The sequence below is a fragment of the Desulfogranum marinum genome, assembly GCF_016918565.1.
GTDB classification, from domain to species: Bacteria; Desulfobacterota; Desulfobulbia; order Desulfobulbales; family Desulfobulbaceae; genus Desulfogranum; species Desulfogranum marinum.
In genome coordinates this window covers 19,702-36,110 of the sequence record NZ_JAFFQD010000016.1, presented here as the reverse complement: position 1 = coordinate 36,110, position 16,409 = coordinate 19,702, and the positions used below count along the sequence as shown (strand labels likewise).

The window sequence follows — 16,409 nt, the reverse complement described above, 5'->3', positions numbered from 1 at the left end:
GCAAATCAACAAAAAGAGAGGTGTTTATCAAGGTGAACGTGGTGTTTCTGTTCTGCATAATTGCCAGTCTATTCGATTTAGCTGGAATCGCAGGCACTGCGGTCTGCAGTGCGCTGTTATGAAAGGTGGGCCTCCTGCAGCATCATAGTCTGGTTAGAGTCCATTTTCATCTCAAGAGAGGGCGAGTAGAATATTTATTTATATTAATTATTTACCAAGGAGGCAGGTATGTTTCCAGTATCATCCATATTATGTCCGAGTGACGGTAGTCAACATTCAGAATCTGCATTAAGCGTTGGCGTCGAGATTGCCGAGAAATTTGGTGCAGCATTACATGTTTTGCAGGTAGTCCAGCCGGTTCCGATAGTCATTGGATCAGGCTATGGCTCAACCTCACTTAACGGTTTTAATGTGCCGATGTATGAAGAAAAGCTGGTTAAAGATGCTGAACAGGAATTGTCCCAGATAGTGGAAAAAACTGTTCCGAGCACCGTTGAAGTAAGCACTCATATTGAGGTTGGATTAGCTGCTGATGCTATCAATGACTTTGCCGTAAAGAGTAAGATCGATCTGATCGTAATGGCTACCCATGGCCGATCCGGGTTGACTCATTTTATGATTGGTTCGGTAGCTGAAAAAACCGTGCGCAAGTCGACAGTGCCTGTTTTGATAGTTCCGGCTAAAGCTGCGGCCTAACCTGAAAAAACGTAACTATTCAACAGTAGCCCCAACTCTCCAAGATCTGCGGGCCCAGCATTCCGATGTATCGAGGTCGGAGCTTATCTGCTAATCGGTCAGCTTGTGAACATTTGAAGCACTGCTGAACAGCATCACTTTCCAAATTAATCAGCCATCAATGGGGATACACCTATGCCATTTAGTCACGTATTGTGGACCGGGCAAAAAGATTGTTTTAATAGTCTAGGACAGCGGGTCGATTGTTGCGAATTGGGACAAAAATCTGAATATGAAATTGCCTTTTCCTGGCCTGATCCCCGTTTTGAACTAATTGATCAAAATATCATTAAAGATCGAGCGACCCAACTCATTTGGCCGCGCAATGCATCCCTTACTGAATATCCAATGGGTTGGTTCGAAGCCTTGCAATGGATAAACGAGCTCAACGAACAACAACTTTTTGGTAAGAAGAGTTGGCGATTACCGAACCGAAGAGAGTTGAGAAGTTTGATTGATCATAGCAGAAGTAATCCTGCTCTTCCCCAGGACCATCTTTTTCATAATCTTGCCATAGGATGGTATTGGACATCCACTACCTCTGCCATGAACACGAATTATGCCTGGTATATCCATATGGAAGGGGGGAGAATGTTTTATGGCAACAAGAATGAAAGTTACTGGTTACTACCGGTTTGCGGTACCAGCAACATTTTACCTCGAACCGGCCAAGAATCTTGTTTTGATAAAAACGGGCAGGCATCTCTATGTAATGAAACAGGACAAGATGGATTCTTTCGCTGTGGAGCAGAATGGCCGGCCCCTCGGTTTGTTATTGACGCACAAGGAGTACTGGACCAACTCACTGGACTGATCTGGCATCCTGATGGAAACCTGACGGATGGACCTGTTTCTTGGGAAGAAGCTTTATATGCTGTTAAATCCTATGCGGCTAAAACTCGTCAACCATTTCGCCTACCGACTATCAATGAAATGGAGAGTCTGGTAGATGCTTCTCAGCACTCTCCAGCCTTACCGCGCCGTCATTTTTTTGATAATCCGCAAGAGGCATATTGGACATCGACAACTAGTGGTTTTGAAACTGATTGGTCGTATGTCTTGTATCTTCATAAAGGAGCTGTAGGGGTTGGGTATAAAAGAAATAAAGATTTTCACGTATGGCCGGTAATGCACCATGACCAAAGGGTCATATAATACCAGCAATTGCCAAAAAATCGTAAAACGCAACCTAACTGTTAAGCAGCACCCAACTCTCCAGGATCTGCCCACCCAGCATACCGATATATCGAAGTCGGAGCTTATCTACTAACCTGTCAGCTTGTGAACATTCGGAGCACTGCTGAACAGGTACAGTTCGGGGTAGAGGTAAAGCATCATTCTTCCTTGGTATAGACGGAATTCCCTTCTTTTAAAAAAAATCTGAAATCAAATTGTAATATCAGCAATTAATGGTAAATGGTCAGAAGCCGTTCTGCTTAGCCGTGTCTTATAGGGTCTCAATGCGCTAAGCGCACCAATCGGCTTAACCCAGATCCTGTCGAGCTTAAGCAGTGGGATCCATGCTGGAAATGTCGCAGGTGAAGACGATTGAGTAAAAACCATTTGCACCGCTCGCATTGAACGTCCCCACACCAGCCATTCATTAAAATCGCCTAACAATACAGAGACATCGGCATTCTTGGTGCCGATAACCCGTAACAATTGGTTAATTTGAAAGTATCGTTCAGCAATACCAAGGCCGAGGTGCGTTGCCCAGATCGTAATGGAGGTCTCGATATCCGGAACATGAAGAACAATCTCAATAACACCACGCGGTTCTTTGCCCGTGACACTGATATTGATGCGGTTGACTGTAGAGATTGGCAATCCGGTTAAAATGGCATTTCCGTATCGAGTACCTGAAGTGGTAAGCGTGAATCCCTCAATAGCTTCCATCTCGGTTTCCAAGGCCAATCGGGCTAACATACTAGATGATTGCTTGTTACTGGAAGTGACCTCTTGTAGGGCAACAATATCAGCATTTAGTCCTTTAAGAACTGCCACTATTCTATCTATATTTTCTACTCCGTCCCGCCCCACGCATCGATGAACATTATAAGTTGCAATTCGAAAGTTCATTATGAACCGTTGTTTTTTCTTTTCCGGCTGCGCCTCTTTTTGATCCAATTTTTAAAAAAGGCCAGCCCGCCAATAGCAACAACAACTGCCGCAAAAAGTGCTGTATAGCTTGTCATGTCAGGTTGCTGCAAAGATTTGGAGAACCGATCGGCCACCATTGCAATCGCGACAATCCCTGGAAGAATACCAATAAATGTACCCCAGAAAAAATCTTTCACGCGTATAGCTGAGACTCCTGCAATGAGGTTGATTATGGAAAATGGTGCTACGGGTATTATCCGAAAAGCGATAATGGCCATGAGTCCCGACTCTTTAAGACGCTGATTAATTCTGTTTATCAGGCTTCCGGAAAAACGGGCAACAAATTCTTTTCCTAGAAGATTTCCTAAAAAAAACATTGTCATGGCACTGAGAAGTACCCCCACTAATGCATACACCCCACCAAACCATGGGCCGTAAACAACAATAGTTGCCATAATCATCAACGTAACAGGAAACGAAAGAAGACTAAGCAGTATATAAGATGCAGGGACAAGCAACGGACTGAAAGGATACTCTTTTATCAAGCGGGCAAAATCTGTAACGGATTCGACGTTGAGATAATTTTCCAAAGAAGTCCAACGCCACAGTGCCACAAGCCCCAACACTACCAGGATCATCACCAGTATCTTGAGGAAATGGCGATAGGCCGGAAGTTGCTGTTCCGGGCGAACGAGGTAATCCAAAAATTCTTCAGGTTCAATGGGCTTTTCAGGATCAAGAAGCTCTGATTCAGGGACTATCCGGTCGAGGTCTTTGTCTATCTTACCTTCTAAAGTGCATAAACTCCGATCATTGCCGGACAGTGATTCCACTGCTGAAATAAGCGATTTCTTCCGAGAAACAGCCTCTTTCACTTGTTCGGGCACAACCCCAAGATGTTCGGCCAGCAAGGTATTCCGAAACGTTATGATAGCCTGCGCTGGAGCAGAGTTTGGCTCTGTTGCGATGGCAAGATCGCACTCAGAATCCAATCCCAATGATCTGTTACTGAGATTTGAGGAGCCGATGCGGACAAAACAATCGTCAATAACCATTATTTTAGCGTGCACCATCAGGGACACATCTGCTTTTTTACTGATTCTTGGATAGTATACACGTAGTCGGTCATGCCTGTCAGCCTGCCGCAATACCCGCAGAATACGTCCTCGTAAAACATCCATGGTATGCTGCTCCAGCCAACCGCCGGTCTGCAATGGTAAAACAGCTATAATCTCCGGACCGTCCTCCTCAGCGAGCTTTTTCTCCAATGCCTCACAGACACGATATGAGCTCAGGTACTGGTTTTCTATGTAAATGTATTTGCCGGCTTTGGCGATCGTATCGCAATAGAGCCTTTCAACTTCTCTGATCTCTTCATGGCCATTATGTTGCGGTAAAGTACGAGAAATGGCCACAGTAACATTGCTTAAGTCAGGAGTAACACTCTCCGGCCAAGGGTCCCCATTCCTCCCGGGCTCACCTTTTTTCGGTTGGTCTTCACACGCCCTTTGCCATCGTTCACGTACTATTTGCCCCAATGCCGTTGCAGCTTCACCATCAACGAGCATCTGTACATCGTGAAACGGGGGATACGTATTTCCATCCGGATCGATTCGTAACTTATCATCCGGTCGATGCTCGGAGGTGTCCCAGCGCCATTTTGATAGATCAAAACCTCCTGAAAAGGCAACGAAATCATCGACAACCACGATTTTCTGATGCTGTGATGCGCCGACAGGATGCTCACCATCAAGGCAGAAATGAATATTTTTATGGGTTCTCCACTTTAATTTGTATCGCGGAAAAAACTCACGTTCCATTGCGTAAATCATGGCAAAGTCCCAGCTCAGCAGATAGATATCAAGTTCCCCTTTCTTGCTAGCCAGATAGTCAAGGAATTCTCCCAATGTCTCGGGTGATGCCTTTTTTTCACCATTGCGAAGCAAACGTAATTCGCTGTGCAGATCCCATCCAACAATCATGATCGAATGTTCAGCCTTTTCCATGGCTTCATACACAGCACGAAAATAGTTTTCGCCATCAATCAAAAAGGAAGCCCGATGCGCCTTTTTAAGATATCTGCAATTTTCACCAGGTTTGAATATATTTTCCATTGTCAAACTCATAAGCCTGCTTCTCTCACCTTTACCTGTTAATTTGAGTATAACTCGTTACGGGATCGGGTCGGCCATATAAAGTATCGTTTTTTACCTGTTCGTTACACGCGATTTTACCTTAACGACAAAAATTAAAAACAGTTAACCTAAATCCTGCAATCGGCAATACCTTCCCCTTATGCTGAGTTAATAACCGTTCAATAGTTTTCCATATGCGTACAAACAAATATGGAGCGGCTTAACAGTTACCCTCTTTTTGGCCTTTTCCCTCTCTTTCCTTGCCGAGAAATCACTCAAGCATTACCGTGTAAAAAGTATAAGACAAATTCCAACTATTGGGAGAAGAGAAGCATGTTGAAAAAATTACTGATGCTCACCATCATGATATTAATGCCTATAACTGCGGTTTGGGCCACTTCTGCAGTTCCAAAAATTGAGGCAGAAAAACTGCAGGCAATGCTAGGTTCGCCGGGCGTAATTGTCCTTGACGCCCGCGCTGCAGGTGCCTGGAAAGATAGCACCGAAAAAATTCAGGGAGCAATTCGTGCTGCATCCGAAGACTATCAACAGTGGAAAGCACAATACTCCAAAAATGCGACTATTGTTCTCTACTGCAGCTGACCAAGTGAAGCGACAAGTGCCAGGTTGGCACAAAAAATGATAGACAACAACTACTATAAAGTATTTGCTCTAAAAGGTGGTTGGAATATGTGGAAGGAAAAAGGATTTCCCGTTGAAAAGAAGTAACGTTCCTTAAACGACAAGCAGGCACAGCACGTTACTTCTGCCATCATCTTGGCGTGTGACTGCTGTGTCAGCTAATGGAGTGATTGCTCACCCAAACAATCCAGCAAACGGGATGATTATTATTGTGTTGCTGCTCTCAGCTAGACATCGGTCCGATTTTCGTCTGTAACTTCGTTGCAGGTGTCCCCCTTATTGACTCACCGCTACAACTGCTGCACGTGCCTCCCCCGCCGGAATGACACGTTTCACCAAGCTCCTGCTGTCTCTTGGTCTTTTTTTTTCGACCGGACATGACCAACCAAGCAAACCCCACAAATCCAATAAAAGTAATGCTGAAAATTAGAAAAAATTCACCCATGGGACCTACCCGCCAAAGTCATCAAAATGAATATTACTTGGTTCTACGCCCAGGTTATCGAGCATGTCCAGTACGGCGGAGATCATCATAGGCGGCCCGCACAGGTAATACTCCACGTCTTCAGGAGCTGGATGCTTTCCGAGATATTCATCATACAGTACTTGATGAATGAATCCGACCTTACCTGTCCACTCATCTTCCGGTTGGGGCTCGGACAACGCCACATGAAATTCAAAATTAGGGAACTCCTCGGCAAGCTGCTCAAACTCATCATCATAAAAAACTTCTTGGCGACTGCGCCCCCCATACCAGTATGCAACCTTTCGTTTGGTTTTTCGTCCTTTAAACAGTTCAAAGATATGACTTCGCAAAGGAGCCATCCCGGCACCACCGCCGATATAAATCATCTCCGCATCACTTTCTTTGATAAAAAATTCACCAAAAGGACCGGCAATGGTCACCTTATCGCCTTCTTTTAAATTAAAAATGTAGGAGGAAGCCTGCCCCGGCGGAATACCTAAAGGTCCTCGCGGTGGCGGGCTGGCAATTCGTACATTGAGCTTAATGATTCCTTTTTCTCCTGGATAGTTTGCCATGGAGTAGGCCCTGGTAACAGGTGTATGGACATGCGACTGATACTGGAACATCTTGAACTTGGTCCAATCACCAAGAAATTTTTCATCAATATCAAAACTCTTGTAATTCAACGCATGGGAGGGAACCTCGATCTGTATGTATCCACCCGCCTTAAAATTTACTTCTTCACCCGGCGGCAAATCCAGTACCAGTTCTTTGATAAAAGTGGCTACGTTCCTGTTTGAACGGACCGTACACTCCCATTTTCTGGTCTCAAGCATCTCTGCCGGAACCTTTATCTTCAAGTCCCGCTTTACAGGCACCTGGCAGGAGAGACGATAACCAGCTTTTGCTTCATAGGGCTTAATTGCAGAAAGCTCAGTAGGCAAAATTGCTCCGCCGCCATCTTCAACCACACAGCGACACTGACCGCAACTTCCACCGCCGCCACAAGCTGAAGAAAGAAAAATATCATTGGCTGCCAAAGTGGTCAGCAGCTTCCCCCCGGGTTGCACCTCCAGTTCCTTTTCATCATTGATAAGGATCGATATCTCGCCACCGGGCAACAAGACCTTTTTCGCAGCGACAATGAGGCTGACCAAAATAAACTGAATAGTCACAAAACAGAGCACCCCAAAAATAATTTCATTCATAGCACTGTCTCCAAAAAGGTAGCGGTCGAACCAGCAAAAAAACATCGAGTATACATCTTTTGACCACCATTAAAATCCGGCAAGACCCATAAAGGCGAGAGCGATCAATCCAGCACTGATAAAGGTCACTCCCAGGCCATGCAATCCTGCCGGCGGGTCAGCATATTCCAGTTTTTCCCTGATGCCTGCAAGAAGTACCACCGCGAGAAAAAACCCACCGCCGGCACCAAACCCGTAGGCAACACTCTCGCCAAAGGCCAAATCACGTTCAACCATAAACAAGGTACCGCCAAGGATGGCGCAGTTCACTGTCAACAATGGCAGAAAAATACCCAAGGTATTGTAGAGAGCCGGAATAAAACGATCAAGCACCATCTCTAAGATTTGGACAATAGCAGCAATAATACCGATGTAGGTCAACAGCCCGAGAAAGGTCAGATCTATATTCGGTTGCCCGGCCCAGGCAAGAGCTCCGGCCTTAAGTACCTTATTTAAAAGCAGGTTGTTAATAGGGACGGTGATCAGCATCAAAACCAGTACCGCAGCCCCCAGGCCAACGGCACTTTTCACTTTCTTGGAAATCGCCAAAAAAGTGCACATGCCTAGAAAAAAGCTCAGCGGCAGGTTCTCAATAAAAAGAGATCGAAAAATGATATCAAAATAGTGCGCCATTACGCTTTCTCCTGCTGAACGGGATCTATGGTACGCAGAAACCAGATAAGGATGGCAATCAGAAAAAAGGCACTCACTGGAAGCAACAAAAATCCATTTCGCTCGTACCAGCCACCATTGGTTGTCAGCTGGAAAATTTCCCACCCGAAAAGGCTCCCAGAACCAAACAACTCCCTGATAAAAGCAACAAACATAAGCACAAATCCGTAGCCAAGCCCGTTACCGATGCCATCAAGAAAGCTGTTCACCGGCGGATTGCTCATGGCAAAGCCTTCGGCCCGCCCCATGACAATGCAGTTGGTTATAATAAGACCGACATAGATCGAGAGCTGCTTGGAAAGATCAAAGTAAAAAGCCTTGAGGAATTGATCAACCAGGATGACCAGGGTGGCAATCACTGTTATCTGGATGCCAATGCGAACAGAATTGGGGATCTGATACCGGACGATGGAAATAGTCAAGCTGGAAAAAGCCACCACCAAGGTCACACAGATAAACATCACAAAAGCAGTGGTCATCTGGGATGTGACAGCCAGGGCTGAACATATCCCCAAGACAAGCAGCGCTATGGGATTGCGCTCAATGATCGAACGTAGGAGTAAATCTCTTTTCCGGTCATCCATTGAAACCTCCCTCTTTTTTGATCCGCTCAATAAATGGTTTAAAGCCATGGTCACCGAACCAGAACTGCATCAAATCGCTCACCCCGTTGGCGGTCATTGTGGCTCCCGACAAACCGTCGATTTCATAAGCTGCCTGCTCACCACTTTTCTCGGCACTGCCCTTGACCACTTGCAGGCGAACTGCTCGATCCTGATCATACACCTTCTTGCCCTGCCACCCTTTTTGCCAGTTTGCATTTTCCACTTCACCGCCCAAACCCGGCGTTTCGCCATGGGCATAAAAACTGACCCCGCGAATGGTGTTCAAATCTGCATCCAAGGCAACGTAGGCAAACATAGTAGACCATAACCCCTTGCCGCGAACAGGGAGAATAACCTGCTCTATCGTATTATCATCCCCGGCGATCAGGTACACCAACGAATACTTTTCCAACCGGGAAAGACGGGCAAGATCCTCTTCTTTTGCAAGCGGTCTGCCGAGTTCATCGCTAAAGGCAGCCTTGGTCTGATTGAACTCATCAGGAGAAAGCTGTTCCTCGGCAACAAAGCTACCGGTTGCAAGCTCCACCAAACGGGTTTCAACAACTTTAAACTGATCAGCCACCGAAACATCATCTTTGAAAATCCCGGCCGCCCGTAAAATATTCTTTTTCTGATCCAGCTGACGATTTGACTCCTGCAGCGGACGCAATCCAACAGCAGCCCCTGCCACCAACAAAGAGCAGGCAAAGGCCAGCACCAGTACCGAATAAAACGGTTTTAAAGCAGATTCTTCAGCCATGACGCATTATCCTTCGTTTAATATTGGCCTGCACCACAAAATAATCAAGCAGCGGTGCCAGAATATTGCCCAGTAAAATCGCCAGCATGACCCCTTCCGGATAGGCTGGATTAGCCACCCTGATGGCAATGGCCAGCACGCCGATAAAGCCACCGTAAATCCACATGCCGAGCCGTGTCTGCGCGGCAGAGACTGGATCTGTAGCCATAAAGGTAAGCCCAAAAGCAAAGCCTCCCATTACCAAATGCCAGTGAGGCGGTATCTCCCGCAACGGATTCTCAGCTCCAGGCACCACATAAAATACAGTGGCCATAAAGAGCCCACCCAGGACCATGGAGAGCATGATCCTCCACGAGGCGACACCGGTAACAAGCAGCAGGACAACTGCAAACAGACAGGCAAGAGTGGAGGTTTCCCCCATGGAACCGGGGATTGATCCGATAAAAGCCTGCCCCCAGCTATAGTCTAAAGTGGCCATAGCTTGTCCAGGCTCACTGCCCGCGACCATACCGATAGGAGTGGCGCCAGTGAATCCGTCCACAGCTGTCCAGACCTTATCCCCACTCATTCTGGCTGGGTAAGCAAAGAAAATAAAAGCGCGAGAGGCCAAAGCCGGATTCATAAAATTCCGCCCAACCCCCCCAAAAACCTCTTTGGCAAAAATAACCCCAAAACTGATCCCCAGCGCAACCTGCCACAGTGGAACCGTCGGCGGCAGGGTCAAAGGAAACAGGAGACTGGTAACCAGAAAGGCCTCAGACATTTCATGGCCGCGAATAATGTTAAACAGGACTTCCCAAACACTGCCGACGATGACCGTTACCAGGTAAATGGGAAGAAAATACAACGCACCATGGAGAAAATTGCTCAGCATGCTTGATGGATCACAGCCGACAAGGGCCATAATATCTCCCCGCCAACCTCCTGGCGAAGATATTCCCAGCTGCTCCAAGCCGCTGTTTGCCTGGTATCCGGTATTCCACAGTGCCATGATCACGCAGGGAATAAGGGAAAAGATAACAATGATCATGATCCGCTTATAATCGACAGCGTCACGAATGTGCGGCGCAACCCTGGTTATTCGGTTGCTGTGAAACAAAAAAGAATCGGTTGCCTCATAGAGCGGATACCATCGCTCCAAGGGGCCACCCTTTTCAAACTGAGGGGCTAATTTTGCAAACTGATCGCTAAGAAAGCTCATGTCGTTTTAAGGTGGCTGTAATTGCTGATTGAATCATGCAACATGGCTGAAATTCGGCCCGGTGCACGTCTAATGGCTATAAATGAATGAAAATTTCCTCCCATGCATCTATCGCCCGCCCTACCCTTCCTGCTCAAGCGTACCAAGGACCGCACGCAGCATAGGGCCAAATTCATTTTTACCTGGACAAACAAAGGAACAAAGCGCAAGGTCTTCTTCCACCAGCTCCAGACAGCCCAGCTCAGCGGCTTTTTCCGCATCACCCACTGCCAGACTTTTCAATAAAGGAAGTGGTATGATATCCAGGGGCATAACTTTTTCATATACCGAAAGTGGATATATGGCCCGGTGCCCTCCCCAGACAGCAGTAAGAAAAGAGAAGCGGCTTTTCTGTTTTGCAAAGGCAGATAAAAAAAGGCCGGTGGCTGTAAAACGGTCCTTACCCGGACTCAACCATCCAAAAAGTGACCTGCCACTGCCTTCCCGCAGAGTTGAAACCTGTCGGTGATACCTGCCAAGGTATCCGGTAAACTCGCCCACAGCTCGCCCATCCAAGACGCCGCCGGACAAAAGTCTATATCCATCGGCTGCCACACGTTCATCACTGCAAATCTCATCCAGGGAAGCTCCTAGATGCGTTTGCACCAATGCCGGAGCCGTGAAGCCCTCGCCGCTGAAAGCAACCACCGTATTGGTTGACAAACAGCCATGGGTAAACAGGTAGCCAATCCGGATAACATCCTGACAATCAATGTGCCAAACCTGTTTCTGAGCATGGACCGGGTCAATAAAATGAATATGAGTGGATGGCAGGCCAGCCGGATGAGGACCGTCAAATGCCCATGTGGTAACTCCAGCCACATCAGTTGCTGCCACATCAGTAGCATTCGGAGAGACGCAGAGATGGAGCGGTACCTCCAACATTTTTTGTAGCACTCTCAAGCCCAGCTCAAAACATGCTTTATCTGCTGCAATGATGATTGCCGGGTCAGCAGCCAGAGGATTGGTATCCATAGCCGTAATAAAAAGTGAGGACGGCACACTTTCCGCTGCCGGTATACGACCAAAAGGACGAGTTCTCAGAGCCGTCCACAATCCCGATTCCTGCAACAGGCCGCGAATAACCTCAGCCTCCTGCTGTTCAACCGGTACCTCAGTGGCTTGGGCAAAAGACACCGCCTCTTCACCTTCCAGGCTTATAACCAGCGATTCAAATTTTCGCTTCGCCCCTCTATGAATTGCTTTTACCGTGCCACTGCCTGGGGCTGTAAACTGAAAGCCTGGATTTTTTTTATCAACAAATACCGGCTGCCCCAGTTTAACCTGCTCCCCTTCCTTAACCAGCATGGTGGGTTTGAGTCCGAGGTAGTCATCCCCCACAAGGGCCACATGACGGACAGCAGCCCCCTGCCTGATCTGCTGCTGGGGCAAACCTTTCAGAGGTAGGTCCACCCCCTGTTTAATGGTGAATGTCTTCATATCATACCTCAAATCCACTGGTACGATATTGGCGCAGGTCCTTATCTATGAGTAACCCTTCACAATGCTCCATCGTTTCCAGCGTTGCTAAAGCCTTTTCCGGCCCTTGCACCATGGCCGCAGTAGCGAGGCCATCGGCCATGGCAACGGATGGAGCGGTGACGGTAGCACTTGCAAGTTCAGGAGGCGACATACCGGTTCGCGGGTCTATGATATGATGATGCCGCATATCCTCTGTAAACCATTGCATATAATCACCTGAAGTTGCTATGGCGGTAGGCCGACTCACCTCCATGACCATCATTTCTTCAACATTTTGAGGGCGAGGATTGCGAACGCCGATACGCCACGGCTTGCCCTGAGGCTTGGCTCCGGATACCATCAGGTCACCGCCGGCCTCAACATAGACATTATGAAAACCAAGCTCCTGCAAAACAGCCACACCCTGGTCAACGATGTATCCTTTTCCTATCCCATCAACCGTGATCGACATGCCTGATTGACGAAAGGCCGCCCTATCACCGGTCCACTCAATTGCTTGAAAATCCACCAGACCGCGAGCAGTGTTCAGCTGTTCTTCTGTTGGCAACGCATCGGTGGCATAGAGATCAAGCAGGGGCAGAACGGTGATATCAAAGGCACCGTCCGTCGCCATGCTCACATCTCGTGCCAAGGAAAGAATAGATTGCAATGCATGCGAGGGATTGTTCACGACTCCATAGCGGTTAAGCCGCGACAATTCGCTCTCCTTCAGGTGCCTGCTCAACAGTTGCTCGACCTCACCCATCTTGTGCAGGGTTGCCTCAACCCCTTGCAAACAGGCATCCTGGTCAGGTCCGCAAACGATAAGGTTAATTTGGGTACCCATCATTTTGCGGGACTCCCGTACGATATGAGGGATAGCCCTGGTCGGACGAATACCGAATTGATACAGCCCGGCACCGGCACCTGCCACCGCGACTATCTGCAGAAACCTTCGCCGATTGAAACGTGGTTTGCTTTTCCTGCTCTCAGTCATATTTCCCTACCTTTTCCACAAAAGTTTTCAAATCCGATAGTAACTCTTCAGCGAATAACAAAGAACCTCGCCTTAACCTCGACCTGTACCTGTTTAGCAGTGCTCCAAATGCATATAAGCAAACTGCCTTTCTGCTCCCTTCTCTATATTCGGAAACATCTCCCTGTTACCTTTCACGCTGCAACAGGAAAGTTTTCCGGCCTGTTAGTCGTTTCTTCTCACTCAGAATATGCTCTAATAGCTGATCGCCAAAAGCGCGGACAGCATAACTATATCGCGCAAAAATCAATAAATCGTGAAAAAATGCCCTATACTGTACCACCGTAAGTTGATCATTATATAGCATGAGCAGAAGCAGCATCAGGGTATTAAAATATACCAGCCCTGCTGACCGGGCGAGAATTAATACATGTTTGTCATCAGAAAGAACTGCCAGTCGATGGTCGGATGCAACAGGACAAAGAGCCTGATCTGCAGCACCTGGAGGCGCTTCCACGCAAATGACCTGTACGGGGAGGGAACGACCAAACTCCTGCAGCACCTGGGGAACAACCAACAACCGGTAGACGGATGCCAGGCGGTTCAGAAGCCCAAGTCGCTCAAGATAGATCAAGGTTGAAGTATCGATAACACCACCCTTGAATTGCTGCACATCATGTAAGGCAGTTTTAATATCCATGGTCATGGTAATTTATTGGGTTACTTCATAATATCCGGCTATAGTAACATAAACAGATAGAAATAATCATCATTGTTAATAAAAAGATGAAAAAAAGAGGTTCAAAAATGGATCTACAGCTGATTATAGATCAGGAAGCCTGCATCCAGTGCAGTGCCTGCGTCAAAGATTGCCCCTATGAGATATTGGAACTTTCCCCTGACTTTCCAGCGGTCATAGCTGACAAAGCCGACCAGTGTATCCAGTGTCAGCACTGTCTGGCAGTCTGCCCCACAGGAGCGCTGTCGATCCTCGGCTTTGATCCGCAGGATTCCCTCCCTCTCAAGGGGCAACTGCCGACACCTGAACAAATGGATATACTTATCAGGGGAAGACGCTCTGTTCGCAGATACAAATCGACTCCGCTGGAAAGCAGCGTAATTGATACGATGATGGCCACTATCGCCCATGCTCCTACAGGCGTCAACAGGCGCGAGTGCCTCCTCACAGTGGTTGAGGAAAAGGCGGTGATGGAAAAAATTGCCAAAGAAACCATCGCCGGAATACGGAAAAAAGCAGACACCGAAACGCTTCCCAAAGGTTTGGAGTTTTTTGCAGGTATTGTCCGAGCCTGGGACAAGGGAAAGGATGTGCTTTTTAGAAAAGCGCCCCACATGCTGATCATATCAGTTCCTAAAACCGGCCCTGCCCCGGGGGCAGATCCAATTATTGCCTTCAGCTATTTCGAACTGCTGGCAGCCAGCATGAATATTGGTACCCTTTGGGATGGCTTGGCAAAATGGGCTATTACCGATATTGTTCCAGAAATGCAGAAAAAAATAGGTATCCCTGAGGATCACCAGATTGGGTACGTGATGCTGTTTGGAAAACCGGCAGTTAAATATTTTCGCACTGTACAACGGGATAAGGCTAATATCAGACGCGTTACTTATAAATAGCTGCCAGGAGAGATAAGATACAGAGGAGGTAATTTGGCAATTACCTCCTTTTCGATGCCTGTGTTCTTGCATAATCTTGATCCCAACACCCTTTTTTGAACGATCACTATTACCCGCATAGAGTGGCTACCGGAGTCTTCGCTTCCCTGCGAGGATTATTTTTTTAACATAACGAAGAGATTGGACGAAAAGGCAGTAAATCAACTGGCTCATGTATATTTCAATGCCTGTTTTTTGCTGAGACTTTTCCACCAACCAATAAGCTACAGCCGGCCCTTATGTCAACTCCTGCACCGAACAGTCCTTTTATTTACATGGCCCCGCTCAGGGGAATCACCGACGCGTTGTTCAGACGAGTATACACACGCCATTTTTCTGGCGTGGACGCCGTACTTGCGCCGTTTATCATCCCCCATCCCCAAGCTATCCAGTCGAAAAAATTGCTCAAAGATATCATACCCGAAGCAAACGTTTCCGGGCTGAAACTGATTCCTCAGCTTCTGAACAGCAGCGCAGACGATTTTCTGGCTGTAGCGGCCCGAATTCACGACCTGGGATACGACGAAGTAAACTGGAATCTCGGCTGCCCGGCACCGATGGTGGCAAAAAAGAAAAGAGGCTCGGGCCTGCTGCCGTATCCTGATGAAATCGAGTCTTTGCTGGAGAAGGTAATGCCCCGGCTGAAACCTCGTCTATCGATCAAAATGAGGCTTGGTTACCGAGACTACGAAGAATCCATGGAACTGCTGCCCCGGTTGAACAAATACCCGCTTGCAGAGATTATCATCCATCCCCGCCTGGGAACCCAGCTATACAAAGGAAAAGCGTCCCCGGAACATTTCAGCTCACGCATGGATCATACCAGGCACACGCTCGTCTACAACGGCGATATCGTCTCTCTCGAATCATTTACCGAACTGCAGGAAAAACTGCCTGGGATCGATCGCTGGATGATCGGCAGAGGCCTGGTCGCCGACCCGCTGCTCCCGGAAAAAATAAAGGGAATCAAAATTCCCGAAGAGCAAAAACAAAAAAGACTGACCTTATTCCACGACGAACTCTACGCTGCCATGAAAGAGAACCTGAGTGGCCCGGGCCACCTCCTCGGTCGTATGAAACAGGTATGGCCGTACTTTATCGACTCTTTCCCGGAAAAAAAGAAGCAACTTAAGAAAATCATCAAAGCATCGACGGAAACGAAGTATTTGGAGGCGGTTGAGGCGGTAATAAGCAAGGAGTGAGGTCTGAGGAGTGTACTCCTGTATGACTTCGGTGGCTTCAAGAACTTCCAGACCAACACTTTCCCTGGTGAAATTGGTAGCCGCAGAAAAAATTACTTTCAACGATAAATGGTCTTTTGGGGATCAATCAGTCCGAGATATTGTGGCCTCTTTGACTGTAAAAAAACAGATCCGGCCAGCTCTTCATACGGGCCTTTGTCAAGTAGTCAGATGTAGAGCTCGCGGGAGGAGATACAAGCAAAAGGCGGCTTGAAAGTTTTTAGATATTCGCCGAACAGTTAAAAACTGAAATGACTGCTTATATACAATGCCTTACACCTCCGCCTTCTTTTATTATCAAATTTATATTTGCTAAATAGCAGCCTCTAACCTTTTCGATTTAGCGATTTAATTCGCCAGTTTTTCGTCTCTTCCTGTATACTCTGATAATGAATGTTACTCGGTGTCCTCTCTTTATTCTCTGTTCTATTGTTTATTGAATAACAGTACTC

At 47.3% G+C, this 16,409-nt stretch carries 15 protein-coding genes; 5 read left to right on the top strand and 10 right to left on the bottom strand.

The genetic code is table 11. The annotated features are described in order from the left end of the window. Window positions 1-228 precede the first annotated feature (228 nt). Window positions 229-696: a universal stress protein gene (locus JWH17_RS10505; RefSeq protein ID WP_205222572.1), complete on the top strand. Its 468-nt coding sequence runs from the start codon at window positions 229-231 to the stop codon at window positions 694-696. Window positions 697-870: 174 nt separating this feature from the next. Next, complete coding sequence (locus JWH17_RS10500) at window positions 871-1,890, top strand: Lcl C-terminal domain-containing protein (RefSeq protein ID WP_205222571.1); 1,020 nt, start codon at window positions 871-873, stop codon at window positions 1,888-1,890. A gap of 231 nt (window positions 1,891-2,121) precedes the next feature. Here the strand turns inward: JWH17_RS10500 and JWH17_RS10495 are convergent, their stop codons facing one another. Further along, window positions 2,122-2,814, bottom strand: coding sequence for an endonuclease/exonuclease/phosphatase family protein (locus tag JWH17_RS10495; protein ID WP_232371032.1), 693 nt, complete (start codon window positions 2,812-2,814; stop codon window positions 2,122-2,124). Next, a complete protein-coding gene (locus JWH17_RS10490; protein WP_205222569.1) occupies window positions 2,814-4,949 on the bottom strand; it encodes a VTT domain-containing protein in 2,136 nt (711 codons plus the stop codon). Before JWH17_RS10490 ends, JWH17_RS10495 begins: the two co-directional genes overlap by 1 nt. 354 nt (window positions 4,950-5,303) lie before the next feature. On the opposite strand from JWH17_RS10490, the gene JWH17_RS10485 reads away from it, so the two are divergent. Next, a complete protein-coding gene (locus JWH17_RS10485) occupies window positions 5,304-5,573 on the top strand; it encodes a rhodanese-like domain-containing protein (RefSeq protein ID WP_205222568.1) in 270 nt (89 codons plus the stop codon). 489 nt (window positions 5,574-6,062) lie between these two features. On the opposite strand, the gene nqrF is transcribed toward JWH17_RS10485, so the two are convergent. The 8 genes from nqrF to JWH17_RS10445 form a co-directional block, all read right to left on the bottom strand. Continuing rightward, window positions 6,063-7,286: an NADH:ubiquinone reductase (Na(+)-transporting) subunit F gene (gene nqrF / locus JWH17_RS10480; protein WP_205222567.1), complete on the bottom strand. Its 1,224-nt coding sequence runs from the start codon at window positions 7,284-7,286 to the stop codon at window positions 6,063-6,065. 69 nt (window positions 7,287-7,355) lie between these two features. Then, window positions 7,356-7,958: an NADH:ubiquinone reductase (Na(+)-transporting) subunit E gene (gene nqrE, locus JWH17_RS10475; RefSeq protein ID WP_205222566.1), complete on the bottom strand. Its 603-nt coding sequence runs from the start codon at window positions 7,956-7,958 to the stop codon at window positions 7,356-7,358. Then, complete coding sequence (locus JWH17_RS10470; RefSeq protein ID WP_205222565.1) at window positions 7,958-8,581, bottom strand: NADH:ubiquinone reductase (Na(+)-transporting) subunit D; 624 nt, start codon at window positions 8,579-8,581, stop codon at window positions 7,958-7,960. The genes nqrE and JWH17_RS10470 overlap by 1 nt, the downstream gene beginning before the upstream one ends. Further along, a complete protein-coding gene (locus JWH17_RS10465; protein WP_205222564.1) occupies window positions 8,574-9,362 on the bottom strand; it encodes a Na(+)-translocating NADH-quinone reductase subunit C in 789 nt (262 codons plus the stop codon). Before JWH17_RS10465 ends, JWH17_RS10470 begins: the two co-directional genes overlap by 8 nt. Continuing rightward, window positions 9,355-10,563 (bottom strand): NADH:ubiquinone reductase (Na(+)-transporting) subunit B, encoded by a 1,209-nt coding sequence (locus JWH17_RS10460; protein WP_205222563.1) that lies wholly within the window; start codon window positions 10,561-10,563, stop codon window positions 9,355-9,357. The genes JWH17_RS10465 and JWH17_RS10460 overlap by 8 nt, the downstream gene beginning before the upstream one ends. Window positions 10,564-10,683: 120 nt before the next feature. After that, window positions 10,684-12,042, bottom strand: coding sequence for a Na(+)-translocating NADH-quinone reductase subunit A (locus tag JWH17_RS10455; protein WP_205222562.1), 1,359 nt, complete (start codon window positions 12,040-12,042; stop codon window positions 10,684-10,686). Window position 12,043: 1 nt separating this feature from the next. Beyond that, window positions 12,044-13,060 carry an FAD:protein FMN transferase gene (locus tag JWH17_RS10450; RefSeq protein WP_205222561.1) on the bottom strand — a complete coding sequence of 339 codons (1,017 nt, stop codon included), beginning with the start codon at window positions 13,058-13,060 and terminating at the stop codon, window positions 12,044-12,046. A 166-nt stretch (window positions 13,061-13,226) separates the two neighbouring features. Further along, window positions 13,227-13,745 (bottom strand): hypothetical protein, encoded by a 519-nt coding sequence (locus tag JWH17_RS10445; RefSeq protein WP_205222560.1) that lies wholly within the window; start codon window positions 13,743-13,745, stop codon window positions 13,227-13,229. Between the two features lie 101 nt (window positions 13,746-13,846). Between JWH17_RS10445 and JWH17_RS10440 the strand changes: the two genes are divergently transcribed. Continuing rightward, on the top strand, window positions 13,847-14,677 hold the full coding sequence (locus tag JWH17_RS10440) for a nitroreductase family protein (RefSeq protein ID WP_205222559.1): 831 nt from the start codon (window positions 13,847-13,849) through the stop codon (window positions 14,675-14,677). Window positions 14,678-14,955: 278 nt separating this feature from the next. Then, entirely contained in the window at window positions 14,956-15,918 is a 963-nt protein-coding gene (locus JWH17_RS10435) for a tRNA-dihydrouridine synthase family protein (protein ID WP_205222558.1), read from the top strand. Window positions 15,919-16,409 lie beyond the last annotated feature (491 nt).